Source organism: Desulfopila sp. IMCC35006, assembly GCF_005116645.1.
Lineage (GTDB): Bacteria > Desulfobacterota > Desulfobulbia > Desulfobulbales > Desulfocapsaceae > Desulforhopalus_A.
Window position 1 is genome coordinate 1 of the sequence record NZ_SWCM01000024.1, and the last position, 25,144, is coordinate 25,144.

The window sequence follows — 25,144 nt, forward strand, 5'->3', positions numbered from 1 at the left end:
CCGGAAGTACTCTGGTGCAGATGCAGAAAAATCTCAGCAAGCTCACCCAGCACACTCCGATAGATATCATCACGATCAGAAGCAAAATAGCCGGATCAATTTCTGCTGCGGGAAAATATGTAGCCTAAATTTCCGGGGTGGTAACTCTGGTCCAGCCGTCTATCGACGCCACTGCCGCCCTGCAAGGCAGGGAGATTGTATCGAGGCTGGTCCAGAGTTGCTTATTGGTGCTGCTGCATCATCTCCAATCGCTGTTTTGTTGTTTTAGTAAATGAAACATTTTTCTACCATTCCATAACAATAACGAACCTTAGGCATGAGGTGTCACGTGAGACAGACAGAAATGTACTATGCAGAGCCGGTATATCGGCCACCAAGCGAGCATGCCTCCTTACTGATACAGGCATCCGTCGGATGTTCAGCTGCAGCGGCTGGGCGATGTCACTTCTGCAATTCGAACGTTTTCAATCAGACAGTTCCACAAAAAAAATTCCGAATCCGGCCGACGGAAGAAATTCTGGAAGACATTGTCCGGGGCAGAAAATTATATGGGCCTCAGGTCGAGAAGATATTTCTGCTTGACTCAAACGCAATGGTAATAAAGAGCAGGGAACTCCTCAAAATAGTTCGACAGTGCTACGAGATGTTCCCTCATCTCAAGCAGGTTTCTTGTTATGCCTGCAGTGATGATATTATAAGAAAAGATCCAGCAGAACTGACCGAACTTCGCCAGGCTGGTCTCAATCTGGTCTTTATCGGGCTCGAAAGTGGTGACCAGCAGGTTCTCGATTTGATGAATAAGGGAGCCACTGTCGAGAACCAGATACGGGCAGTAATCAAGGCCAATGACGCAGGGATGCGAACATCGGTATCGGTCATTCTGGGCCTGGGTGGCAAAAAGCTGTCCGAGCAGCACGCTATCAATACAGGCAAGGTCATCACGGCCATGAACCCTTCCTATTTAGCTGCCCTGACTCTCATGGTGGTCCCCGGTACGGTACTCGACTATATGGTAAAGGAGCGAACCTTCGAGCTTGTTACAGACCCTCTTGATGTTCTTCAAGAGCTGCATTTGCTGATTACAAATATTGAGACCTCCTGGCCTGTTGTTTTCAGGGCAAACCATGCTTCTAACTATCTCTCCCTCCGTGGCAATCTTCCTGAGCACAAAGAACAGATGCTTGGCTCTATCAGCAACGCCATACAGAACCCGGCTAGGCTCAAGTCGGAATATTTGCGGGGACTGTAGGTCTGGAAGGTCGAATGACATGTGATCGGCTACAAACTGACCACTGTCTTCAAGTATTTAATTATATGTGGATTTATCTCTGGAAGGGCTTGGCCGGCCATCAATTTTATGGCCATCTCGGCTATTATTCGAGCCTGTTCTTCAAGATGAATCCGGCCTAGGTTTTCCGATGCCAGCGCAGGGCTGCCAATATAGCCTTGTTCGGCACCCATGGCCTTAAACGTCTTGAGGCCATTTCTTATTCCTTCCCTTACGTTGATGAGTACGGGGGACAGCTGCTCCGGTGCCTGTTTCAGTAAATGCGGGTACCTGTATTTAATATAGGAGGTCTCCCGTACATCGGCGTGGACCTCCGTTTTCATCGAAAGCCCAAGCTCCTCTCCCTTTGTGACTTCAGCAAGTGTCATTCCTGAATAGAGGATTCGGCCTGCCGTTTCAATAATTTGTACCTGAAATTCTGCCGTGACCGTCTCAATCGCCTCCATTATTGCCTTAAGGTGCACGGAATCGAGATGGTGATTGGCAATAATGATGTACGTGAAACCACTTTTGGCCAGGCCAGAGCAGAAATCAACGAGGAGATGATAGAGCGTTTTCCCTCTCAAGGATATAGTGCCCGGAAAGTCTGCCGTAACATCGGAACAGCCCAGCGGAATGGTCGGAGAAAGGACCACCTGCAGCAGCGGATTATCCTTGCAGAGATACCCGGCTGCGGTTTCTGCGATATCCTGTGCCGCCAAAATATCGGTGCCAAGTGGCAGGTGAGGACCGTGCTCCTCAATGGGACTTAAGGGTAGCAGGACAATCGATTGGTTTTTGTCGAGAGCCTCAAGTTCAACCCAGGAAAGTTCCAGTAATTTATGTAGATTAGTAGACATAGGTAGTTATTAATGGGGTGTTTTTTCAGTTAAAAATTTGTTCATTTGATCTCGTATTTCAGCTGGGATTTCTCGTGAAACTATCCTGTCCTCCGCTGCAAGGTTGACTGCGACCACGGTGATTTCAATTGACAGGCGCTTTTCGCCATTGCATGTAGCCTTAATCGCAAGAGTGGCAGTTCTTTTACTTATTCCGACGACTGTGAGAGTCCAAATTAATATGTCTTCCAAACGGCTGGCTCTTTGGAAACGAACCTGCAGATTGACGACCGGGAACCCGACCTTTAGCCCAACATTAATTGTGCCGAGCGAGTGACCCAGGCCTGCATCGAACCAATCTTCAAAAAAACGATGAAGCATTAAGATGTATCGAGGGTAAAAAACTATGCCGGCTGGATCACAATCTTCAAACCGGATTTTATAAGGTAGGGAAAAACAGGACAAGGATTAACCTCTTTTGCTAAATTCGCCCGGTTAATGTGAAAGTAAGGTCAATAGAGACGGTGGGGAGAAATTCATCGACGACCTGGTTCTTCCTCCCTCAACCAAAGGATGCGTTGCTCGAAATCAATCTATTAAGTAAGTGTAACCACAGAAAGATAGTTCGTCGCGGAGCTGACCTTTGCTATCGGAATTACCTGTTAACAACAAGGAGTTTGGTTGCACTATCCATTTGAGCAGGAACTATTGTTCAGCCAAAAATACAGTTCATTCAAGTACGTCAATGTTCACATGCAGATTGATATAATCACTCCGTTCAAATCCCATGCTTTTACAAAATGACAGTAGGTCTGTCGAATCCCAGCGAACAGAAGTATAGACTCTGGAAATCCCCTTGGCTTTATAAAACATAAAGACCTCTTTGGTCATTCCAGCTCCTATGCCCTTATCCATATATTTGGGATGTACTCCCATTGTGGCAATGTATGCACAGTCTTCAGCACCAAAACCAAAAGGCAGGATAAAGGAAATCATGAAACCTACAATCTTCTTATCAAGTTCAGCAACAAAATGGGCCCCATTGCCGGTATCACGCGCTCTTTCCAGAACTATTCGAGTAAAATCGGCATCAACGGCTTTATTGGTTATAAGGCTGGAAATCTCACAGATTCCAGCGACGTCCTCAGGTCTCCAGTTTCTAATGGACAAATCATTTTCTGATAGTTTCATATTATTCTCTGTTACATCAATCTATTCTAATGATTTTAACTCGATGACCGACCCAATCAGGCGGCAGATAAATCCTTCCACTGTTACCACTTGATTTGACACTCTTTTCAAGCATCTCCTCACCAAACACTTCGAATTTAACCTTATCGTGGACAGTGTTCATCTTCTCGTCAGGTTCAATTGCAGCCTCTAGCCGCTGTTCATCCACATTCTTTTTCATTGGCGCAATTTATTACTTTTTCTACTCCAGAGAGATGTCGTGCGCTTTACAAAAGAAAGCTCACAGTAAGGATCTATGTTTTCTTAAAAAATCAGATATTTTTATCAAAAATCATGAATGCGCAAATTACCACATGCAAGCTTAATTAATCCAGCTAAAAAACAGCTAGATTGTATTTTACACTGAAAGCTGCCAAATATATCTGCCCAAGTGGTGATCTAAAAAGTACGACCACTACTTAGTGGACAACGGGTTACAGCCATAATCTCTGCTGTGATATTCCGGTTTCGTCTTGATTCTACCAATCAGGTTGATTCGGTTCATAACCGAACAACCGCTCAGTATTGTACTTTATTACTCTCCGACAAATGATTTGCCCTCATGTCAATTGTCATCCTGACGATCCGAACGCGTAGTAACCATATCCCAGAGCAGAGGGATGATGATGATTGTCAGAAAGGTGGCGGTACACAGCCCGGTAACAAAGGTCATCGCCATGCTCCCCCAGATCACCGAAAATTCAGGGATGCCAAGCGCCATGGGCAGAAGGCCAAGAGTTGTGGTCAGGGTGGTGAGCAGTATCGGACGCAGGCGGATGTGTGTCGCCTGCAGCAGGGCATCACGCCTCTTCATCCCCTTGGCATAGCATTTATTAATAAATTCAACGAGTACCAGGGAATCATTGACCACCACACCGGTTACCCCAATCACGGCGACGAAGCTGTTTATCGTAAAAATGGTTCTCGAGAAGACGGTACCCAGGATTACCCCGGTCAGGGCGAAGATAACGGCGGCGATGACTATCAGCGGTTGGGTAGATGACTGGAACTGGGCGGCCAGGATGAGATACACGGCAATAAGGGCAATGATAAAGGCATAGGCGAGTGAGAGAAAAGATTTCTGGGTCGATTCATGCTCCCCGGCAAAGATGAGCGACGCCCCGGAATATTTCGCCCGGACAGAGGCATAATACGCATCTACCCGGTTGACGACCACCGGGCTGGTAATGGGGGCCCCGGCCTGTAAATTGGCGGTAAGGGTTATGGCGCGCTGCCGCTGGAAACGATTGAGATAGCTCGGCTCCAGGCTGAAAACGGGCTGACAGAGATCACGAAGCCGTACAGCTCCCGCCGGCGAATTAACGACCTCCAGGTCCATGGCTGAGAACATGTCCGGGCCCTGGCCTCTATCAACTTTCAATCGTATATCGATGGACTCTTCGGCGCGCTTCATCTCGCCGATTATCTGGCCATCCATCGCCGATGCCGCAAGGGTTGCAACCTCCTCCACGGTGAACCCGTATTCCGCCGCCCTCTCTTGATCGATTTTTATGCGAAAGACCCTGGCATCGCCGCCCTGATCGTCTTTCAGGCCAACCAGCCAGGGGGCAATATTCTTGTCATCGCGCAGGAAGCGACCGATATCTGCCGCGAGGGCGGCGACATTGTTTGCATCCTGACCCAGAATTCTGATATTTAAATCCTCACCGGATGGCGGCCCTTCTTTTTCCGGACGAACAGCCAGGGTGAATCCCCCGGGCAGGAGTGTCTGCACTTTTTGCCGCACATCTTCGAGATGGGCGACGACATCATTTTCCGGATAGTCGGCAAACCGCCTCGCCGCAGGAGGCGGCAGAGTTACTGCGACATAGCCAAGATTGCGGCCGTATTGCGGGCTGAAGTCTTCATTGATGTAATAGCCGGAGTAGCCTAGGGCGGATTCAACCTGCCCCCGGCCGTCTGCCGCAAGACGAGCGGCAACCTTTTTTACCAGCACATTGGTCTGCGCAAGAGATGTGCCCTGAGGCCCGGTAATCTCGACGTAATAAAGCGAATATTTCTCCGGGAAAAATTTAATCCGGACCAGGCTCGTTTTACCCTGAACCGAACCGAGGAAGATGGTCACTGCGCCTATAAAAACCGCGGCCACCAGCAGGAGACAGGTAACACGAAAGCGAAGCACCAGTAAAATGAGCTTGGTAAATACCCACCGGGTAACGCCCATCAGCAGTCCTTCTTTCGGCAGGGCGAAAATATTCGCAGCGTAGGAAAAAGCTGCAGGAGCGACAGCTCTTTGCCGGGGGCCGAAATCAAGATAGTGACAGGGAAGAATGACCAGACACTCAAACAGGGACGCAAGCAGGGCAAAGGCTATCGTTTTGGGTATTATGGCAAAGAAATCGCCGACCATCCCGGTCATGATCAGCATGGGCAGAAAAGCGACAATCGTCGTCAAGGTTGCGGCAAAAACCGGCAGGAAAACCTCGGCAGTGCCTTCCGTTATCGCGTCTAGCAGCGACTTGCCGCTCTGATAATGGCGATACATGTTTTCCACCACGACAATGGCGTCATCGACGATAATTCCCGACACCAGCACAAAGGCAAACAGCGACACCTCGTTTATGGAATTGCCGGTCATATACATCAGCACCAGGGTGACCAGAAAGGAAAAAGGAATACCGATGGTTATGAGCGCGGCATTTCTAAAGCCCATAAACAGCCAGATAATAGTGCAGACCAGAAGAATACCGAGCAGCAGGTTGATGCCAAGGACCCTGATCGAATCTTCGATTTTCGTGCTGGAGTCCTGCGTTGCCGCAAGAGACACCCCAAGTTCGGTGTAGGCAGGCTGCGCCTTTTTCAGGATGTCTCTCACGGCATCGGCAATGAACAGGGCATTGCCTTCCCTATCCTTCAGGATATGCAGCGTGACACAATCCTCGCCATTGAGGGAGGTCATGAGAAAGGGATCCTGATAGGAATAATAAGCGGCTTCGACCACATCCTGCAGACGCACAAAGGAGCCATCGCTGTCCCGGCGAAGGACAGCCGCCAGCAACTCCTCCCTGCTGCTGAACTGTTCATCGACCCTGACAATAAACTCGTTTTCCGGGGTCGCCGCATAGCCGGCGGGAAAGCTCACGTTGCTTTTGCGCAGGACAGCTGCGACATCTTGAAAAGTCATGCCGCTTGCGCGCAGTTTGTCCCGGGACAGAATCAGGTGAAACTCCCGGGTATAATCGCCGGAAACCGTTACTTCCTTGACGCCTTCTATCTGGGCGAGAGGGATTTTTACCGTCTCGGCAATGTCCGTCAGGGTGCTGTTGCCTTGCCTGCCGGCGACATTGACACTTATGGTGGGGAACCAGTCATTGACGTCGAGAAAATTAAATACCGGCGGTTCGGCCCGATCCGGCAGGTCCCCGACAATAGAAAGTACTTTCAGGCGGACATCGTCAAAACGTTTTTCATAATCACTGTCGTCGACAAATTTTATGACAATATTAGAACGTTCGCCATAGCTTACGGAGCGGATATATTCTACCTCTTCCAGATCTTCCAGACCCTTTTCGATCTCGGTGGTGACCAGGGTCTCGACATCGCTGGCGGAGGCCCCCGGCAGAAAGGTATTGATATACATTTTGCCGAACTGGATGTTGGGATATCGCTCAACCGGCATTCGCAGCAGGGTGAAAGCGCCAACGACCATCAGCAGAACAAAAAGGAGGTTCAGAACAACCCTTTGCTTGAGCGTGAAAAGGACAAAATGTTGCATTATATTAGAATATTGGCTCCAGCATATTTGACATCGCCATGGCTGATTTATGGTGCGAGTGGTTTTCGCCTTGTGCGTCAGTTCTTGAGGGACGGACCGGGACGCAGCATAAACTGATCGCCCGGCCTGCATTCACTGCTGTTGACAATCGCCTCTTTCCCGTCCAGGGTCATACCGAGAAAAAGTACCTTTCGCTGCGCGCCATCCGGGGCAACAAGCCAGTGCGCATCATAACGACTGACCAGGGCGGTTGCCTCAATGAGAAAAGAATTCTTTTCTCTATTTCCCTCTAAGGTGAGTTGGGCTCGAACGCCGCCCCGCAGGCCGGGGTTGGCAGCCATCTCCTTTGGGCGAATGCGCAGATCTACCCCAATTTTCCTGCTCTTCTCATCAAAATCGGGAGAAACCCGGTATATCTCGGCCTCGACCTTTCTGTGCAGATCGGGCAGAAAAACATGCAGCCTGGCCATGCCACGCACCAGGGCCAGTTCCTCGTAGGTAAAGAGAAACGGAATACATACACTCTGAAAATTTCCCAGCTTGAGAATTGGCTCCCCCTGGCGGACATACTCCCCGGGTTCGGCATGCCGCTTTATAACCGACCAGCCGACCGGAGCACGAAGGGTGTGCCGCTGCAGCTGCTCCGTTAAATTTTCCTGTTCGTTTTTTAAATTTTCAAGGGTAAGATCAAGGATTTCGGCACGCAAAACCGTCTCGTCGTAGGTTGCCTGGGCGGTGGATTTTTTATCGATCAGGTTTTGGAAGCGGGCGAGGTTTTTTTTCGCCAGTACCAGCTCGAGTTCTGCCTGCTGCCGGGCGATTTTGTTTTTCTGCAGAGCCAGTCTGACAAAAGTGGCATCAATCTCGGCCACCACGCCGCCGGTGCCGACGACATCGCCCACATCAACCGACACAGCGGTATACGTACCGCTCACTTCCGCGGCTATAGTCAGCTCCTGAATCGGCCGGGTAAAACCGGTAAAAGAGATCTGCCGTGCGTAGGGCCGAAGCGTCGCCATTTCCGTCGCCCAGACCGGGGAGCAGAAGCTGAAAAATAAAAAAACCAGACCAAGAGCTCCGGTCAATGCATTGCCCCCGTGCACCGGTGTCATTTTTTTTCGGGGAAAGATTTTCGCCGGGCAATGCATCATATAATCGAGCACCCTCACGTACGCACAATTCTATTGCGTTTAGGGAATTTAATCCCATTATCCGGCAGCCGCTGGAGTTTCAGTGTCACCGGAAACGGTTTGACATGCCATATTTTCTCGCAGTATTCGGTTATGGAACGATCCGAGGAAAATTTGCCCATCCGGCTGGCATTGAGGATCGCCATCCTGCTCCACCTCCCCGGCTCCTGGTAGACCTCGCCCACCTGCTGCTGGCAATCGATATATGCCTGGTAATCGGCCAGCACCATATACGGGTCTTCATAGAGCAGTGAGTCGATAAGAGGCCGGAACAGTTCACGGTCGCCATGGGAGAAATGGCCGGTGGCGATCAGGTTTATGGCGGCTTTCAGCTCCTCGTTCTGATTATAGATCACCTGGGGGTTGTAGCCTGCCGCTTTCTGCGCCTCTACTTCCTGCACGTTCATACCAAACAGAAAGAAATTTTCCGGCCCGACCTCTTCCCGGATTTCCACGTTGGCTCCGTCCAGGGTACCGATGGTCAAGGCGCCGTTCATGGAAAATTTCATGTTGCCGGTGCCCGATGCCTCCTTGCCGGCAAGTGAAATCTGTTCACTGAGGTCGGCCATGGGATAGACGATATGGCCGATCTGCACATTGAAATTGGGAATAAACAGGACCTGAAGGCGATCGTTGACATCGGGATCGCCATTAATCACCTCGGCCACCGAGTTTATCAATTTTATAATCAGTTTGGCCATGGCATAGCCAGGTGCCGCCTTGCCGCCGAAAATAAAAAACCGGGGAGGGAGAGCAAGACCGGGGCTGTTCTTCAGCCGGTGGTACAAGGTGACGATGTGCAGCAGATTAAGGTGCTGGCGTTTATACTCATGGATTCGTTTGACCTGGACGTCAAACATGGCATGAGGATTGAAACGCACTGCCTGGTCGCAGGTAAACATGGTGCAGATGTCCTGTTTATTTTCGAACTTGACCTCCTGCCATCGCTCACAAAACGCCGGATCATCTGCCAGGGGCTCCAGCGCCCGCAGTTTGTTCAGATCGGTAATCCATTCCTCCCCGATGGCCGAGCTGATCAATTTGGTCAGGCGCGGATTGCTGACCACCATCCAGCGGCGCGGTGTGACCCCGTTGGTGATATTAATCAGCTTAGCCGGCCACAATCGATGAAAATCAGCCAGGGTGTGCTCCTTGAGCAGCTTGGTGTGCAGTTCGGCAACACCATTGATTGCATGACTGCCGACACAGGCGAGGTTGGCCATGCGGATAGAGCGCTCCCCGGTTTCATCAATAATCGACATCCGCCGCACGACATCCTCATCTCCGGGGTACTCGAGACGGACCAGATCGAGAAACCGACTGTTGATTTCATAAATGATTTCCAGGTGCCGGGGCAGCAGCCGGCCCAGCATTGCCACCGGCCATTTCTCCAGCGCCTCCGGCAGCAGGGTGTGGTTGGTATAGGCAAAGGTGCTGGTGACGATCTCCCAGGCCCGGTCCCATTCATAATGGTGGACATCGACCAGAAGCCGCATAAACTCGGGCACGGCAATAGCCGGGTGGGTATCGTTCAATTGAACGGCAAAGTTATCGGAAAAGTTGTCCAGGCTTTCATACTGGAACAGGTGGATGCGGATCATGTCCTGCATTGAGCAGCTGACAAAGAAATACTGCTGCCGCAGGCGGAGCACCTTGCCCTTGAACTGCTCATCATTGGGATAGAGGACCTTGGTGATATTCTCGGCGAGCACCTTCTCATGCACCGCCCCAAAATAATCGCCGGTATTAAATTCGGCAAAGTCAAAGCTCTTTGGCGCCTCTGCGCTCCACAACCTGAGCAGATTGACGGTGTTGACCCGGTAACCGGGAATAGGCGTGTCGTAGGGAATGCCCTTGACCAGTCGACCCTGGACCCAGCGTACCCGTGAATTGCCGTGGTCATCCAGGTAACGTTCGGTATGCCCGCCGGAACCTACTTCCACCGCCATATCCGTTTTTTTAAACTCCCAGGGGTTGCCAGGCTGCAGCCAGCGATCGCTCAGCTCCTTCTGCCAGCCGTTGTCCAGGTCCTGGTCGAACATGCCAAATTCATAACGGATGCCGTACCCGATGGCGGGGATCTCCAGACTGGACAAGGAATCCAGGTAGCAGGCCGCGAGCCTGCCCAGGCCGCCGTTGCCCAGGCCGGGTTCCTCTTCATGATCGATGATCTGCTGCAGATCAAGACCGGATTCCTCCGCCGCCTGGGCTATCTGGTCATACATGCCGAGGTTGATCAGATTGTTGAGCAGATGGGGCCCCACCAAAAACTCGGCGGACAGATAACTGACAATCTTGCTGTCCTTTTCCTGGAGCGCCCGAATCGAATTGATAAACAGCTGCTGCATACGGTCCCGCACCGTAGTGCTGACCGCAAGATAATAATCGTTCAGCGATGCGTTCTGGGTCCAGACACCCTGCTGATAGAAAAGTTTGTAGGCAAAGCCGCGCTTGAGTTTTTCTATGGTACTGCGATCGGTTGCCTGGTTGTTGACACCGCTTGCATGTTCTTCGGCCATCGCGTCCTCCAGGGTACTGTAGAAATTATCTGCTGATTTTCATCGGCGGTAATATTCCTGGGACGAACTATAAACGCACTGCGCAAAATATCCAACCTCCAAACATGGCCAGCTCATGCAAAGAGGATGCAATCGGGAGAATCATCCCCTGATTATCGAATGTACCAGAACGGCGAATCCAGCTAGCGGAGAGGCTCCCCGACGGAGTCTGACAGGTCGTTCATCAGATCGGTAAACGAGCCATAGGTGGTGGTCATATCGTTATAGGCTTTTTTCGCCCCGGGCAGGTCTTCGGCCGTCGCCTTGTTGGTAAAATCGTCCGAGGAAAACTTCAGGTCACCGGAAAGTTTCACGATTTTTTCTTTCGTTGCGAGAGCCACGTCTTTTTGGATAAGAGACGGAATTTTTTCCGCCAGGGTGCTGATAAGTTTCCCGTCGGCAGCCGCTCGCTTCAGGTTTTTTCCCTCGCTGAGCACCCCCTGAATGTTGGTGATCGACTTGTCGACCAGGGTCAGGGTTGCATTAATATCGGTCACGGTCCGATAGAGGCCGTAGGCCACATAGACGGCACAGCTCTGCAGCAAGAGCATGGTAAGCAGCAGAACAAGATACTTGCGAACTGATGTATTCATTGATTGCATAGACGATACCTCAAAAAAAATACCATTCAAGCTTCACGCACTGGCGTATAAGGATTCCGTTCTTACCCTACCGGTTCGGACTTTTCAATTTAATTGTCGAAGATACCGGTGCATGTTCTACGGAAGTGTCTCGTTGAGCTTATCGTCTTTCCCGTTTTTATCCCCTGGCCCATCGAGAGGCAGTACGATGACAAAGACTGCGCCGGGTCCGCATTTTTCGCCTCTGACAAAATCCGCAGTTAAATATTTTGCTGGAATGGGACTGAGCGCCGAAATTGTTCCCCCGTGGTCCTTGATTATGCCAAACGAGACGGACAGCCCCAGCCCGGTCCCCTTGCCGACCTGCTTGGTGGTAAAAAACGGATCAAAAATTCTGCCCAGGTGTTCGGGAGCAATGCCTTTGCCGGTATCGGCAATGCTCACCTCCAGCTTTCGTTCCTCGGCCAGAAACCTGGATTGCACATGGATCGCGCCATCCTGGCCGATGACATCCGCCGCGTTGTTGAGCAGATTGAGCCAGACCTGCTTCAACCTTTCCTGATCACCGCAGAGCGGTGGAATATGTTCATCCAGAGTACAGACTATTTTTATCCGATTCATAAAAAATGCATGCTCAACCAGCCTGACGACCTGGAGAATTGACTCGTTGACATCGACAGTTTCACTGACTGCCTGTGAATTTCTGGAGAAACCGAGGAGATCTGCGACGATTTTCCGGCACACCTTGGTCTGCTTTTCGATGATCTGCATACCTTCAAGGATCTCTTCATCTTCAATATCGTCCATCAGCAACTGGGTATAGCCGAGAATGATGCCCAGAGGCGTGTTGATTTCATGGGCCACCCCACCGGCCAGGCGCCCGAGATCTTCCATTTTCTGCGACTGGATGAGCTGCTCCTGGAATTTCTTGAGCATGGAAATATCTCTCGCGGTGAGCAGCAGGCCGATTATACTGCCGTCCTGATCATAGACAGGAACCTTGAGGACATGAAACCATTTCTGGTCCCTGGCCCGCTTGAAGGTAATTTCTTTTGCCAGGGGAATACCCGTTTCAAGAATCTGCCGGCTCTCTTTGACATTGATTTCGGCCTGCTTTCTGGTAAAAATGTCGGCATCGGTCTTGCCGACGATTTCCGCCTCATCCAGCTTGAAATAGTCGCAAAAAGCCTTGCCGGCAAAGGTATAGTTCAAATCCTTGTCCTGCAGTGTTATGAAGTCCGGGGTGACGTTCATAATGGTCTTGAGCAGTCCCTGCTGCCTGGCAATGGTTTTTCCCTGCTCGGTAAGCTCTTCGATATGTTTCTTCACCGTGACGGCCATGGCGTCAAACGCCTCGGCGAGGTCCTGGATCTCATCACCGAAATTATGTTTGAAGACAGAACATTGCCGACAGTTCTCCATCTTGAAAGGATACTCTTTATCGCCGCAATTCGGACACAGGGTTCCCGCCAGATACCAGCAGCGTCGCTGGACATCGCCGTAGGCCGGACAATCATGCCGGTTGCAGTCCATGAGCTCCCAGCAGTATTTTTCCAGCGAGAATCCGGCATGCACATCAAGATTACCCCGGACAACCTCCTCCACCGATTCTCTTAATCGATTCAGGCGAAAGGTCACCGTACGGGCAAACCAGAGGGCCAGGACAATCCCCAGGCCAACCACCCCCATCGTACTGAAAAGACTGGTCAATCTCTGCCGATGGATCTGGGCATCGATATCCTTTCTTGACAGGCCCAGCCTGACGGAGCCAAGATATTTGTCGCCCAGGCTCACCCTGACATTAAAATCGTAAACCAGGCCCTTTTCAGTGGATAAGAGAATCGGCTGCGTTTTGTTAAAATCTGCATTGACCTGGAGAAGATCGGTGGGAAAGCCGCCGGTGAACGTGTGCGAAAGGATATTGGCGCCGGCGTCGGTCAGAAAAATATAGATAACGTCGTCATACTGGTGATCGACATTATCGATAAGATTCTTCATCTGCAGAAAATCCATGGCCAGGATCGGCTCAACCAGACGATATGCCAGGCTTGACGTGATGGCCATGCCCCTTTTTCGACCTTCCTCAAGCAGCGCATTCGATGACATGGAAGACAGGATCAACCCGACCCCCAGCCCGCAGAAGACGAGCATCAAGGTCATTCCCAGGGTAATCTTGGTTCTGAATCGCAGGCGATGCAGAAATCTCGACAGATAATTAATCAAGATTCAACCCCACTTTTTTACTCAGTTCGCGGATTGGGTCAAAATCCCGGTCATCGGAGGGGACAAAGCCGATGAATTTGGCTGCATCGAGAATCTGCCGGTGCTGGGGATTATGTTCATAGTCGAGTTGCAGCATGGCCTGACGTATCCTGTCAGCCACCTCCGCTGAAAGTCGTGGACTGTACGCATAGACCCATCCCGGGTATCGTCTGGAACTGTCAACCACCTTTATCTGGTTGATATCGATTTTGTCCTGCACGACGCTGAGTGACCCTTCGCGTATCGAGCCGATGTCGTGCAATCCGGCATATACTCCTAAAATTACATTTTCCTGTCTGCCGCCGGCAAAAATGACCTCCTTGAAGTCCTTTAAGGTAATGCCGTGATCGACAAAATGCCCAAGGGCAAACAGATAGCCTCCCGCCGATGACGGATCGACAGCTACCCACGATTTTCCGCGGCAGTCCTGAAGCGTTTGTATTGCCTTGTTGTCTTTTCTGGCAATGATCTGGCCGCGGAACTCCGCCCGTCCATCGGCCTCGACGATTCTGGCCATGGCCCTGGCACCATAACGGTTGGCCAGCTTAACGTAAATAAACGGGTTGGAGAAGGAAATATCGATTTTCCCCTGGCCGAACATGCTGAGATAATTGTCAAAGGTGTCCGGGAATACCTGGCGAATCGGCAGGCCGGTCTGTTCGGCGAGATATTCCACCAGACGATTATGCCGTTGAAACGATTCCGTGTGCGAGTATTGCGGCAGATAAGCATAAGTAATTGCTGGTAATCTCGGCCGAAATGTAATCTCCTGGCGCTTATCGAGGGAAACGTCAACCGGCTCTTCTCTTTCCCGGCAGGAAAAGAGGGTGAGACAGGTCATCAGGAGCAAAAGGAAGACTCTTTTTTTGGACATGCTGGTCGTTGGTTTCTATGGCCGTTAAACCGATTATATATTGTGTATTCAGTAGCACGACTATCTTGCTATTTCAAGACTTCATCCTTATATTGGGGGCAAATTTTCAGTCCCGGTGGACAGGAAAAACCGGGATTTTGAGCAAAGCCCCTCGAGGTTACTTTTTTCAGTACCCCTAGAGAGGTGGAAACGTACCTTGCGACCCATTTTCTCATGACCAGAAATGAGAAAATAATCTGGAAGGTACTCATTGGTGAGGGATACGTCGAATTCCTGCCTTAACGCTGCCATTCACAAGATCCCTCCCCGGTTTTTCTAATTAAAATTTAATCGAATCAACAAACGTGGCGTGTACCATTTCGTGTAGGTCCGGATACGGACAGAGCCGATGTATCCCCGAACACCGCAAAGCGTGCACGCTTAAGCCATCACCGTCGCCATGATGAGGAAAAAGTCACCGATGAGAATTGTCCATTTGTTTTGTATCTCCTGTATTGCCCTCGCCATCTCCCTGGGTGCCCCGGCTGCCGTCCCGGCTGCCGCCTTTGAGTTTCAGACGGTTATCGATAAGGCGAAAGTACTGGCGGCGAATCCATACCAGGAGCCTGCGCCCATCCCGAAGTTCATGAAGGAGCTGACCTACAGCGAGTATCAGGATATTCGATTCGACCCGGAAAAAAATCTCTGGAAAGAAGCCCAGTCCCGTTTTCAGGTTATGCTCATGTCTCCCGGCCTTTTCTACGGCAATGCCGTTGCCATCAATATTGTCGATGGATCAGGCACCCATACCCTGCCTTATCGTCGCAGCTATTTTACCTTTACCGATCCCGAGCTGGAAAAGCGAATTCCCGACGATCTCGGCTATGCAGGTTTCAAACTCACCTACCCACTGCAGAAAAAAGATGAACAGAACCAGTTCATGGTATTTGCCGGCGCCAGTTATTTCCGGGCGGTCGGGCGAGACAACTCCTTTGGTCTGTCATTTCGCGGTGCAGCTCTTAATACCGGGCTTCCAACCGGCGAGGAATTCCCGTCTTTTGTCGAATTCTGGCTGGTTCGGCCGGCGCCGGACGCCAAGACAATGACGGTCTATGGTCTGCTTGACAGTAAAAGCATGTCCGGTGCCTATTCTTTTACGATTACCCCCGGATCAACAACGACTGCGGATGTCAAGGCGATTATCTTTCCGCGCACGGAACTGGAATTACTGGGCATGGCACCATTGACCAGCATGTTCTATTTTGGCGAGAACACCGGACGGCCTGTTGGTGAATGGCGGCGGCAGGTACATGATTCGGACGGGCTTCTCATCGACAACGGTGCAACCGGAGAATGGCTCTGGCGTCCGATCGTCAATCCCAAAAAGCTGCAGATGGATTACTTTCAGACGGAAAATGTACGGGGTTTCGGTCTGCTCCAGCGGAACGTCGATTTCCACGATTATCTTGATAACGAAGCACATTACCAGAAACGACCGAGTGCCTGGGTTGTGCCCAAGGGCGACTGGGGCTCAGGCAAGGTGGTTCTTGTAGAGTTACCCTCTCCCGATGAAACCAATGACAATATCGTTGCGTTCTGGACCCCGTCAGCGAAAGTCACTCCTGACAAGCCGGTTACGCTGGAATACGCGCTGAAGGTTGGTGACTATTCTATCACCGGGGAGAAGATGGGGTCGGCCATCAACACCCTGGTCGGCGACGGCAGCCGGATTGGCGGCGGTTCTTCCGCGGGTGCATACCGGATTATCGTCGATTTTGCCGGGGGCCCTCTGGCCAAACTCTCTCCGGAGACCAGGCTGAATGCGTCGGTTACCGCCCAGGGCGACAGTGAAATTCTCGACCAGTATGTCGAATATGTGCCGGCGCTCCATTGCTGGCGACTGTCAATTCTCGCGAAACCGGTCGAAAATTCACCTCTCTTGCTGCGCGCTTTTCTGCTAAAAGGAAAGGAAACCCTGACTGAAACCTGGACATATCGACTGGACTATGACAACGACATTCGCGTCAACGCCGATTGACAGACAGGAGGGTGCCATGCAGGACATTACATCTGAAGATTTATTCGACAGAATTTGCAGCTATCTCCGCCTGAGTGGCGTGCCGCTTCAGCGGGATTCCATCCTGGTCGCCTTGGAACTGGTCAAGGAAATCCTCGCCGGCGATACAACCGACGTCCTTGACCGGATTATTATCGAACTGCCGCAGCGCCTGCAGATACCCGAGCTCTCTCTTCCCCTTCTCTGTCCCCTGGTAAACAGGGGCAGCATAGGCTATCAGGACGAATAATGGTCGCCACACACATTGCCGCCCCGGCTCAGCCGGCCGGCAAAAGAACTGTCCAGGCCTGGAAATTTCGGGCAATGATGCGCCGAACCGTGCTCGGTACGCTGGTGCTCGGCCAGACGGTAATTGCCACCTGGGGCATGATCAGGGTGCTGCCCTATCATGGGGGGGATCTCCTTGAAATCAGCCTCGCCGGAGTTTTCAGCCTGCTTTTTTTCGGGATTTCCGTAGGGTTCTGGTTAGGGTTCTACGGCTTCGTGGTCCGTCTGTTCGGCGGCGACCGGATGTCCCTGCTGCACCGACATCCCCCGGACACGCTCGCCTCGGTCCAGCCGGCCCGCACGGCAATCATCATGCCGATCTATCATGAACCGGTGGACCGGACCTTTGCCCGTCTCCAGGCAATATATCGTTCTCTTGCGGCAACGGGCCATCTCGAACATTTCGATTTTTTCATCCTCTCCGACAGCCACGACCCGCAATACTGGCTGGCCGAACAGGCTGTCTGGTACCATCTCTGCAAGGAACTGAACGCGGACGGCCGGCTCTTCTATCGCCGCCGTCCCGTCAACCTGAAGCATAAAAGCGGCAATGTCGCCGACTTTTTCCGCCGCTGGGGCCGGAATTACCGGTATGTGATGGTCCTTGACGCCGACAGCCTTATTGCCGGCGAAACCATCCTGCAGATGGTCCGCCTGCTCGAAGTAGAGCCAAAAGTCGGTATTCTGCAGAGCGCCCCCCTCATTGTCAATGCCGAATCGCTGTTTGCCCGGGTGCAGCAGTTCGCCAATCACCTCTACGGGCCGATGTTTACCACCGGCCTTGCTGCCCTGCAGCTGGGCGAGGCGGCCTATTGGGGCCACAATGCCCTCATCCGGTCCGAGGCGTTCATGCGCCATTGCGGCCTGAAGAAACTTCCCGGCTGGGGTATTTTCGGCGGGGCGATCATGAGCCACGATTTCGTCGAGGCCGCCTATATGGTCAGGGCCGGATACGAGGTCTGGCTTGAGCCGGAATTGACCAGTTCCTACGAAGAGTGCCCCCCGACCCTGGTAGAGGACCTCACCCGGGACAAGCGCTGGGCTAAAGGTAATCTGCAGCATCTCTGGCTGGTGTTCCGGGGCAAAAACATAAGGATGGCGCACCGCATGGCCTTTCTCAATGGGGTCATGTCGTATGTCGCTTCTCCGCTCTGGCTGCTCTTTCTGATCCTGTCGACCGGCGTTGCCACCCGGCTTATCCTGTGGCCGATCGACTATTTCCCAGACAAGAACAGTCCGTTTCCGGTCTGGCCGGAGTGGAATCCCCACCTGGCTTTTGCTCTTGTCTCGAGTACTTTTCTTTTGCTGTTCCTGCCAAAATTTCTGGCTGTTCTGGATGCAACCTGCAAACGAAGGCTCTCTGGATTTGGCGGTATTGTGTCGACTTTTTTCAGCATGATCCTGGAAATCCTGGTTTCCTCCCTGCTGGCACCGGTTCGCATGCTTGCTCACTCCCGCTTCGTCATGGAAGCCCTCTTCAACCTCAATCTCAAATGGGCAGGCCAGAATCGCAGCAGTGAAACATCCTGGCAGCAGACCCTGATCAGCCAGTTGCCGGGAACCCTGCTTGCTGCATGTTGGGCGGCGTTCACCTATCAGCTGGATCTCATTTTTTTCCTGTGGTCGCTCCCGGTGGTTATCCCTTTGCTGCTTGCCGCCCCTATATCAATTATTCTTGGCAAAGTCAGAGTTGGCAAAGTCCTGAGCAACATCGGCCTGCTGCGTATTCCCGAAGAGATAGACGGAAACGCCCTCCTCGACGAAATCGAAAATCACGGGATCCGGACAACCAGTCATGCGACCCTGACCGTCTTTGAGGAAGCAATTCTCGACCCGGCCGTGAACAAACTGCACCAGGCCTTTGCGCGCCGGCATCACGGCAGGGAGCAACTGGATGTGCTGCACAACCTGCGGCGCCGCTGCCTCGACGAGGGCATCTCCAGGCTGAACATCCGCGAACAAAGTATCCTTGCCCAGGACCGGGAGACCCTGCAATGGCTGCATCAGGCGGTGTGGCGTGCCGAGAGCGGCAGCTACTGGGCCGGACTCATCAAGAGTCTGGAGGGAACATCGAAAAACGCCTATATATCGTAATTTTTTGCCAGGAAAAGGGCTGCATCCAGCAGAACCAGGGTGATATTTTTCCCGCATTGTGTGCAACCGTGGCCAGAGGAACAGCTCACATCCTGGTTCAGCAGCTGACCATTACGGGTGATCAGGTTTTATTATTCAGGATCTCGAGGCTCCAGACAATTCCAGCAATCGGTAAACTGGGCTTCAGATTCTTCACCGCATTTTTTGCATACCCATTTCGGGTCGTTTGCCGTGTCTTTATTTCGTAACTTCTCATATTCATTGATGACTTCTATGGCATCGTTATATGTTGCGTCATCAACTATCCAGATTGACGGTGCTGTTTCTGTTGTGATCGGCAACTCACCCCTTGCCGCAAACAAAGATTCCCCCCGGACAACACAAGCAATTCCCCCTGACTCCAGAAGTCCTTTCACATAATGCGCTTCTGTTGGGTGTTGTGCTGAATAGACCTGGAGCATTTTAATTATTGGTTACCTGGGTAGAGTTCAAAAATTTTGAAGCAGCCTTTAAAAACTATCCGGCAGAATACGTTGTGCACGATCATTGGAATATTTTCCCACCATGCTTTAGCCATCCCCCCTCGTGACGACCGCTGGGGTCGCGGTGGGTCCAATGCACCACCCCACCTTGCGGGTTCCATTCGTATTCCCCATAGAAATCCACTTGATCGCCAACGCTGAAATTTCCAATCCTGGGGGCAATATCAATATTGTGGGCGACCAAAACAGATTGCCCCGAGTCGAGTTTAACAATAAACTTCTGGTGCCGGCTGCCTTTTGTGTCATCCGGCAGAATTTTTACGACCTTACCTGAACCGCCTACCTGAACATCACTTAGGTTATTCTTGAAAGCCTTGTCCAGCGCAACATTACTCGTCGCAGTTTCCGAACCGAAAAACCTATCTTCAGGGAAATATTTCGGCGCCTGTTGGACAAATCCGTAGGCCGCTATACCAAGGATTAAGATCAGTAAGATTTTTTTCATATCGAATTCCTGCCTGGACCAGTCTCCTGGCGATGCACATGCATAAGTACTGGAAACATGAAGGTTCCTATGGGTGAAACGAATGCAGTGAAAACGCCGTGCTAGAGAATTTGTGATATTTCATGGGCCAAATCGAAATCGCGTTGTGAAATCCCCCTGGCTTCATAGGTAATAAGATAAATTTTTACCTTCCTGTAAATATTTGACCATTCTGGATGATGATCAGCCCTTTCTGCAAGAATTGCAACCTGGGTCATGAATCCAAATGCGGCAACAAAACTTGGAAACTTAAACTCCCGGTATAACTTTCCATCGACAAGCCCCCAGGGCTCTGTTGCATTATCATTAAGTAATTTCAATTTATGGCCTATTACTTCCTGACTCAATGGCTCTATCACGATTCCCTCCCGATTACAGACACTCCACTTATAAATAAATGTGATTACCACTAAACTTCAGCTACATGGGATATGAGGAGCCCTTTGCACGGGTGTTCCGCAGCCTGGATGGCTGCGGTCAAGCCCCCAGGGATGGGTTTATGGCGTCCCGTGCAAAGGGCTCCTCATATCCCTCTGGACCTTCTAAGCTGAACTTTAGTGGTAATCACATAAATAAAAGTCAGCCACCAACAGGTGCAGGCCAAGTCCCCTGATCAACACTTGCTTACCCATACTCCGACATCAAGAACCGAACCCGAGGCGCCAACGAACGATCCCGCTACAGGGGGCACCGACTCGGGCAATCGTGCTACCGCTACGGCGATATGATCGGTTCCGGCCATTTCCCCGATAGTCGGATCAAATCCCTTCCATCCTGCACCGGGCAGATAGACCTCGGCCCAGGCATGGGTAGTACCAATGACATGGGACATGAGCGGAGCGTGGAGATAGCCACTCACAAAGCGTGCCGCCAATCCCAGGCACCGTGCGGCTTCCATGAACAGCATCGCAAAATCGCGGCAGGATCCAGTCCCGCAAGACAGTGTTTGCCGGGCGGTCTGTACACCGGGTTCCTCCCTGACCTGATATGACAATGTTTTATAAATGTGGACAGCAACCCGCTGCAAAAGCGTGTAAGTCTGAATCCGTTCACTGGCTTGCCAGAAAGTGGCAATCCATTTATTCAGCATATCGATTGTCTCCTGACCAGGTAATGCCATATAGGGAAACAGCAGAACCTGGTCATCCGGCTGATAAGCAAAGGGGTAGACTATTGCGTAATCAGCCACCATAAAGTCAAGGGGGGCTTCATTGTACTGCTGGATTATAACTTCACTGTCAATCACCAACTGACTTGCGGGCACATCGAAATTTGCGATAGCGACTGAATTGTCTTCCACATCCCGGTGCCAATGCAGCGTTGACAGGGGTGTGGTTTTCAGGGCAAAAGACTCTATGCGCAGTTCATGGTCTTCTCTTGGACGCAGAAGCAGGGTATGTGGTCCAAGGGTCACCTCGCCTGAATAGTTGTAGTACGTACGATGAATAATTTTATAGCGTTGCATACTTGAGCCGCGTTTTGTTATGTTTCAGTAGATTTCTGAAAGTAATTGTATGTTCATTGTTGATCTTTAACAGGCAAAGGCATCACCATGCAAAATAACACATTAACTTTTCTTTTAGCTGGCGGTGTAGGTTCCCGCTTATACCCTTTGACCTCGAAACGCTCCAAACCTGCAGTTCCTTTTGGCGGCAAATACCGGATTATTGATTTTACTCTGGCCAATTGTCTGCACTCGGGATTACGAAGAATCCTGGTTTTAACCCAATATAAATCCCATTCCCTGAATAAGCATCTGCGTGATGGCTGGTCTATATTTAATCCAGAGTTAGGCGAATACATCACGGCTGTTCCTGCCCAGATGAACAGTGGAGAACATTGGTATCAAGGCACCGCCGATGCTATTTTTCAGAATCTGAATTTACTGGAACGCAGCAATGCCCAATATACCCTAATCCTTTCCGGGGATCATATTTATCGAATGGACTATGCGGCAATGCTCAGCTCTCATCAAGAGCAGGGCTCGGACGTCACCATAGCCTGCATGGAAGTTCCTGTTGCGGAAGCAAGGGCATTTGGGGTGGTTGTTGCCAATGAGGATCTCAAAATAACTGCGTTTGAGGAAAAACCCAGCCAACCTACACCCCTCCCTTCAAATCCGGAAAATTCACTCGTATCCATGGGCTTATATGTGTTTTCGACAAAACTGTTAAGCCAGGCCTTACGCCAGGATCAGCACAATAATGCTTCAAATCACGATTTTGGCAAAGATATTTTACCGCTCCTGGTGCAGCAGCATAAAGTGCACGCCTATAAGTTTGGCGGCGTACGGGGCCGGGTGACTCCAGATCGCTACTGGCGGGATGTGGGCACGCTCGATGCCTATTACGAGGCGAATATGGATCTGTTGAAGCCTGTTCCTCCGTTAAACCTTTATCAGTGCAACTGGCCCATTCGGACCTATCAGCCCCAGTCGCCTCCTGCCAGGAGTATTACGGGAAACTCTGGAGCCGAAAGCGTATTCAACAATTCCATACTGGCCGGCGGTGTGGTCATTTCCGGCGGCAATGTTCGACATTCCATATTATTTCACGATGTAATTATTGATGATACAGCCACGATAGAAAAATCAATTTTATTTGCGGGTGTTCATGTTGGTGCCGGTGCCAGATTACAAAACTGTATTGTCGATCAAAACGTGAACATTCCCCCCGGCGAGCAGATCGGGTATGACCTGGAGAAAGACCGAAATCGATTCACCCTTTCGGATAAAGGAATTGTTGTCATACCTAAAGACTTTGTCTTCAGCTCATAACGATCGCTTTAACGCCTCTGAAAAAACACGGCCATTTTCCAACAATCTCCGCATAAAGAAGTCAGGTCCCTGAGGAAGACCTCTCAAGAGAAAACCTGACTTCTTGCCGATAACCAGCTGCGTCCGGGGTTAATCGACAATATAAGGATCCTTCTTCTCAAACGCCTGGGGTTTCAGGGTGAACTCTCCGTGTCTATTGTACACCGGATATCCCGCGACAACCCATCCCCGAAAGCCATCGTAAATATTGGTAACGGATGTATAACCCATCTCCTGAAGCCGCTGGACGGCAAAAGCTGAACGGGCACCTGTTCGGCAATACACATATATTTTTGCATCGGTATCCTCCACCGTTTTTGGCATAACCCATTCGATAAGCCCCCGATTGATGTGAATCGCCCCGGGAAGATGGCCCGCAGCATACTCATCATCGGTACGAACATCGACAAGGACCAGCTTTTTTCCGCTCTCCATAATCTTTTTAAATTCCACAACAGTAACATGGGGCTGACTTTCCCTGATCTTTTTCCAGAGATTCTCAACATTTTTCTCCACCTGTTCGATTGATGGTCCGGCTATTGCGCCAAAGGGTGCGGCGAAAAACATCGAGACAAACACAACGATAATCAACAATGACAGCCTTCTTTTCATATAGACATCCTCCGAGGAAGAAACAGTGCGACATTACGAACGGTTACCCAGTTGGACGAAAGGTCCAAAAGATACCAGGTTCAGGCAATACGCTAGGCTTCCCCACCACGAATGTCAAATCACACAACGATACATTTTCCTCTATGGCAGCACATTCTGTCACGCGGAGGTCGCACTGATTGCGGGGCCTGCCCCCGCAGTCCCTGCACAATCACCGCACGACAAGCACCGGAATCGTACAATGGGCCAGCACTTTATGGGTAACACTGCCAACCATCGCACCTTCCCAGTCGCCAAGCCCGCGGGATCCCATGACGATCATGTCGCATTTTTCTTCTTCCGCGACCTTACAGATCCTGTTCCAGACCCTGAACGCCGGCACGACCATAACATTAAAACTGACCTTGTTATCATTGAGGAATTCCCGATATGGAGCAAGCACCACATCCGCCTCTTCCTTCTGTGAGTTTTCAGCCTCCTGCCGTGGCGTGCCGGTGATAACCACAGGAATTGCACCGGTAACATAGAGAAGCACGATCTCCAGGTTCATGATTTTAGACAGGCTGACCGCATTGTCCATGGCCCTTCTGGAACTCACGGAACCGTCGACGGGGAGTAGCACCTTTTTGTATTTGACCATGAAACACCTCCTTGATGAGTTGACTCGGCCTCATGCTGCATGAGTTACGTCATATTGTACGAGGTTCGCACTCTTTATGCACAGCAGGCCAGAAGTCTTTTGTAACGCCTTTACCGATAACCTCTTCCGGCCCCAAGTTCTATGAGAAGCTGCTTTTTCGTAAACGTTCCCTGGAACATCTTCAAAGAGTGCATACCCCGAATGTGTAACCATTAAACCAGTGCCTGCTGTTCATCCAGAAAAGCGGCCAGCCTGGCGATATGGCTGCGCTCATCAGCAGCAATCTGCTGCAAAACCCGGCGGGTTGCATCGTCTTTGCTTTTTTCCGCCGCTCGTGAATACAGATCAAGAGCCTGTGCTTCAATCGCCATCGCCAGCGAAAGGATCTCAAGTTCCGATTCCTTATCTATTTTATAACGCTGAAGATACTCTTCGGTCGTCAAGCCACCTTCCATGCTCGGTTCGGCGATTTTTTTGGCAAACTCCTGCAGGGTAAGGGCATTGCCGGTGACTTCCTTATAAAGGTCGACCAGTCGCTCCTCATGATTGAGTTCAATGGCAGCAAGTTTACCAAAAAGGCTCCTTGCCGCATCCCGGGAAACATTTGCCTGCATCGACAGATAGAAATCCCGCAGGCCCATTTCCAGACCAAACCCGGTGACGATAACTTCCTCGGCGCTCGCCTCCCCGGAAAACAGGTACAATCCTGTATCCTCCGGCCCCACGGCAACCTCTTTTTTCCAGGCCTTGATCCCGCCTGAGAGATTATATACCTTACTGAATCCCTTGCCGGAAAGCATTTGCGCAGCAACCCGGCTGCGTCCGCCAATGGCTCAATATATGACAATATGTTTATTGCTGTCGAGCTCTCCCAGGCGGTTGTCCAGGTCACCGAGGGGCAGTAATTTCGCACCAGGGAGATGACCGCCTTCATACTCCCCCGGCTGACGGACATCGAGAAAGATCACCTCGTCAGCATGTTCATCAACCAGCTTATTTGCCTCTTCCCAGTTGATCGAAGCGACAGGGGTAAAAAACTGCATCCACTTCATATTCTGTTCCTCCCGGTGATAGAATTGAGCCCAATTGCACCGCCA

General features: G+C 51.1%; 22 protein-coding genes. 5 read left to right on the plus strand and 17 right to left on the minus strand.

Annotation, left to right across the window (positions count from 1 at the left end):
* Positions 1 to 328: 328 nt before the first annotated feature.
* Positions 329 to 1,249 (plus strand): radical SAM protein, encoded by a 921-nt coding sequence (locus FCL47_RS23130; protein ID WP_167496613.1) that lies wholly within the window; start codon positions 329 to 331, stop codon positions 1,247 to 1,249.
* Between the two features lie 29 nt (positions 1,250 to 1,278).
* On the opposite strand, the gene FCL47_RS23135 is transcribed toward FCL47_RS23130, so the two are convergent.
* The 10 genes from FCL47_RS23135 to FCL47_RS23180 form a co-directional block, all read right to left on the minus strand.
* Complete coding sequence (locus FCL47_RS23135; RefSeq protein ID WP_136816095.1) at positions 1,279 to 2,127, minus strand: creatininase family protein; 849 nt, start codon at positions 2,125 to 2,127, stop codon at positions 1,279 to 1,281.
* Positions 2,128 to 2,136: 9 nt separating this feature from the next.
* Entirely contained in the window at positions 2,137 to 2,571 is a 435-nt protein-coding gene (locus FCL47_RS23140) for a thioesterase family protein (RefSeq protein WP_255580827.1), read from the minus strand.
* 264 nt (positions 2,572 to 2,835) lie between these two features.
* A complete protein-coding gene (locus FCL47_RS23145) occupies positions 2,836 to 3,297 on the minus strand; it encodes a GNAT family N-acetyltransferase (protein WP_136816097.1) in 462 nt (153 codons plus the stop codon).
* Positions 3,298 to 3,313: 16 nt separating this feature from the next.
* Entirely contained in the window at positions 3,314 to 3,460 is a 147-nt protein-coding gene (locus FCL47_RS23150; RefSeq protein WP_136816137.1) for a DUF2080 family transposase-associated protein, read from the minus strand.
* A 441-nt stretch (positions 3,461 to 3,901) separates the two neighbouring features.
* Entirely contained in the window at positions 3,902 to 7,072 is a 3,171-nt protein-coding gene (locus FCL47_RS23155) for an efflux RND transporter permease subunit (RefSeq protein WP_136816098.1), read from the minus strand.
* 77 nt (positions 7,073 to 7,149) lie between these two features.
* The gene (locus tag FCL47_RS23160; RefSeq protein WP_167496614.1) at positions 7,150 to 8,184 is read right to left on the minus strand and encodes an efflux RND transporter periplasmic adaptor subunit; all 1,035 of its coding nucleotides are present in this window, start codon (positions 8,182 to 8,184) and stop codon (positions 7,150 to 7,152) included.
* Positions 8,185 to 8,237: 53 nt separating this feature from the next.
* Positions 8,238 to 10,781 carry a glycogen/starch/alpha-glucan phosphorylase gene (locus FCL47_RS23165; protein ID WP_136816100.1) on the minus strand — a complete coding sequence of 848 codons (2,544 nt, stop codon included), beginning with the start codon at positions 10,779 to 10,781 and terminating at the stop codon, positions 8,238 to 8,240.
* A 182-nt stretch (positions 10,782 to 10,963) separates the two neighbouring features.
* Entirely contained in the window at positions 10,964 to 11,413 is a 450-nt protein-coding gene (locus tag FCL47_RS23170; RefSeq protein ID WP_136816101.1) for a hypothetical protein, read from the minus strand.
* Between the two features lie 126 nt (positions 11,414 to 11,539).
* Positions 11,540 to 13,624, minus strand: coding sequence for a nitrogen regulation protein NR(II) (locus tag FCL47_RS23175; protein WP_205747415.1), 2,085 nt, complete (start codon positions 13,622 to 13,624; stop codon positions 11,540 to 11,542).
* On the minus strand, positions 13,617 to 14,537 hold the full coding sequence (locus FCL47_RS23180) for a phosphate/phosphite/phosphonate ABC transporter substrate-binding protein (RefSeq protein ID WP_136816102.1): 921 nt from the start codon (positions 14,535 to 14,537) through the stop codon (positions 13,617 to 13,619). Before FCL47_RS23180 ends, FCL47_RS23175 begins: the two co-directional genes overlap by 8 nt.
* Positions 14,538 to 14,997: 460 nt before the next feature.
* Here FCL47_RS23180 and FCL47_RS23185 point away from each other — a divergent pair, with 460 nt between their 5' ends.
* Genes FCL47_RS23185 through mdoH form a run of 3 tightly spaced genes read left to right on the plus strand, consistent with a single transcriptional unit; the run spans position 14,998 to position 18,954 of the window.
* The gene (locus FCL47_RS23185; RefSeq protein ID WP_205747416.1) at positions 14,998 to 16,554 is read left to right on the plus strand and encodes a glucan biosynthesis protein G; all 1,557 of its coding nucleotides are present in this window, start codon (positions 14,998 to 15,000) and stop codon (positions 16,552 to 16,554) included.
* A gap of 16 nt (positions 16,555 to 16,570) precedes the next feature.
* A complete protein-coding gene (locus FCL47_RS23190) occupies positions 16,571 to 16,822 on the plus strand; it encodes a hypothetical protein (protein WP_136816104.1) in 252 nt (83 codons plus the stop codon).
* Complete coding sequence (gene mdoH / locus FCL47_RS23195) at positions 16,822 to 18,954, plus strand: glucans biosynthesis glucosyltransferase MdoH (protein WP_136816105.1); 2,133 nt, start codon at positions 16,822 to 16,824, stop codon at positions 18,952 to 18,954. The genes FCL47_RS23190 and mdoH overlap by 1 nt, the downstream gene beginning before the upstream one ends.
* A gap of 131 nt (positions 18,955 to 19,085) precedes the next feature.
* On the opposite strand, the gene FCL47_RS23200 is transcribed toward mdoH, so the two are convergent.
* The 4 genes from FCL47_RS23200 to FCL47_RS23215 all read right to left on the minus strand — a co-directional run bounded on the left by FCL47_RS23200 (position 19,086) and on the right by FCL47_RS23215 (position 21,445).
* Positions 19,086 to 19,415, minus strand: coding sequence for a DUF2007 domain-containing protein (locus FCL47_RS23200; RefSeq protein WP_136816106.1), 330 nt, complete (start codon positions 19,413 to 19,415; stop codon positions 19,086 to 19,088).
* A gap of 82 nt (positions 19,416 to 19,497) precedes the next feature.
* Complete coding sequence (locus tag FCL47_RS23205; protein ID WP_136816107.1) at positions 19,498 to 19,941, minus strand: DUF3465 domain-containing protein; 444 nt, start codon at positions 19,939 to 19,941, stop codon at positions 19,498 to 19,500.
* 101 nt (positions 19,942 to 20,042) lie between these two features.
* Positions 20,043 to 20,339 carry a 4a-hydroxytetrahydrobiopterin dehydratase gene (locus FCL47_RS23210; protein ID WP_136816108.1) on the minus strand — a complete coding sequence of 99 codons (297 nt, stop codon included), beginning with the start codon at positions 20,337 to 20,339 and terminating at the stop codon, positions 20,043 to 20,045.
* A 254-nt stretch (positions 20,340 to 20,593) separates the two neighbouring features.
* The gene (locus FCL47_RS23215; protein ID WP_136816109.1) at positions 20,594 to 21,445 is read right to left on the minus strand and encodes a transglutaminase family protein; all 852 of its coding nucleotides are present in this window, start codon (positions 21,443 to 21,445) and stop codon (positions 20,594 to 20,596) included.
* An 87-nt stretch (positions 21,446 to 21,532) separates the two neighbouring features.
* Here FCL47_RS23215 and glgC point away from each other — a divergent pair, with 87 nt between their 5' ends.
* Positions 21,533 to 22,756 carry a glucose-1-phosphate adenylyltransferase gene (glgC, locus tag FCL47_RS23220; RefSeq protein ID WP_136816110.1) on the plus strand — a complete coding sequence of 408 codons (1,224 nt, stop codon included), beginning with the start codon at positions 21,533 to 21,535 and terminating at the stop codon, positions 22,754 to 22,756.
* A gap of 129 nt (positions 22,757 to 22,885) precedes the next feature.
* Here glgC and FCL47_RS23225 read toward each other — a convergent pair whose 3' ends face one another.
* From FCL47_RS23225 to FCL47_RS23235, 3 genes are all read right to left on the minus strand, one after another.
* Positions 22,886 to 23,407 (minus strand): rhodanese-like domain-containing protein, encoded by a 522-nt coding sequence (locus FCL47_RS23225; protein ID WP_136816111.1) that lies wholly within the window; start codon positions 23,405 to 23,407, stop codon positions 22,886 to 22,888.
* A gap of 211 nt (positions 23,408 to 23,618) precedes the next feature.
* Complete coding sequence (locus FCL47_RS23230) at positions 23,619 to 24,047, minus strand: universal stress protein (protein ID WP_136816112.1); 429 nt, start codon at positions 24,045 to 24,047, stop codon at positions 23,619 to 23,621.
* A gap of 212 nt (positions 24,048 to 24,259) precedes the next feature.
* Positions 24,260 to 25,099, minus strand: coding sequence for a rhodanese-like domain-containing protein (locus FCL47_RS23235; protein WP_304992190.1), 840 nt, complete (start codon positions 25,097 to 25,099; stop codon positions 24,260 to 24,262).
* Positions 25,100 to 25,144 lie beyond the last annotated feature (45 nt).

Bases quoted from the DNA above. Each gene is read 5' to 3' on its own strand.
- FCL47_RS23135 (WP_136816095.1), bottom strand. From the start codon at position 2,127: ATGTCTACTAATCTACATAAATTACTGGAACTTTCCTGGGTTGAACTT.
- FCL47_RS23145 (WP_136816097.1), bottom strand. From the start codon at position 3,297: ATGAAACTATCAGAAAATGATTTGTCCATTAGAAACTGGAGACCTGAG.
- FCL47_RS23150 (WP_136816137.1), bottom strand. From the start codon at position 3,460: ATGAACACTGTCCACGATAAGGTTAAATTCGAAGTGTTTGGTGAGGAG.
- FCL47_RS23155 (WP_136816098.1), bottom strand. From the start codon at position 7,072: ATGCAACATTTTGTCCTTTTCACGCTCAAGCAAAGGGTTGTTCTGAAC.
- FCL47_RS23160 (WP_167496614.1), bottom strand. From the start codon at position 8,184: ATGACACCGGTGCACGGGGGCAATGCATTGACCGGAGCTCTTGGTCTG.
- FCL47_RS23165 (WP_136816100.1), bottom strand. From the start codon at position 10,781: ATGGCCGAAGAACATGCAAGCGGTGTCAACAACCAGGCAACCGATCGC.
- FCL47_RS23170 (WP_136816101.1), bottom strand. From the start codon at position 11,413: ATGAATACATCAGTTCGCAAGTATCTTGTTCTGCTGCTTACCATGCTC.
- FCL47_RS23180 (WP_136816102.1), bottom strand. From the start codon at position 14,537: ATGTCCAAAAAAAGAGTCTTCCTTTTGCTCCTGATGACCTGTCTCACC.
- FCL47_RS23185 (WP_205747416.1), top strand. From the start codon at position 14,998: ATGAGAATTGTCCATTTGTTTTGTATCTCCTGTATTGCCCTCGCCATC.
- FCL47_RS23190 (WP_136816104.1), top strand. From the start codon at position 16,571: ATGCAGGACATTACATCTGAAGATTTATTCGACAGAATTTGCAGCTAT.
- mdoH (WP_136816105.1), top strand. From the start codon at position 16,822: ATGGTCGCCACACACATTGCCGCCCCGGCTCAGCCGGCCGGCAAAAGA.
- FCL47_RS23200 (WP_136816106.1), bottom strand. From the start codon at position 19,415: ATGCTCCAGGTCTATTCAGCACAACACCCAACAGAAGCGCATTATGTG.
- FCL47_RS23205 (WP_136816107.1), bottom strand. From the start codon at position 19,941: ATGAAAAAAATCTTACTGATCTTAATCCTTGGTATAGCGGCCTACGGA.
- FCL47_RS23215 (WP_136816109.1), bottom strand. From the start codon at position 21,445: ATGCAACGCTATAAAATTATTCATCGTACGTACTACAACTATTCAGGC.
- glgC (WP_136816110.1), top strand. From the start codon at position 21,533: ATGCAAAATAACACATTAACTTTTCTTTTAGCTGGCGGTGTAGGTTCC.
- FCL47_RS23225 (WP_136816111.1), bottom strand. From the start codon at position 23,407: ATGAAAAGAAGGCTGTCATTGTTGATTATCGTTGTGTTTGTCTCGATG.
- FCL47_RS23230 (WP_136816112.1), bottom strand. From the start codon at position 24,047: ATGGTCAAATACAAAAAGGTGCTACTCCCCGTCGACGGTTCCGTGAGT.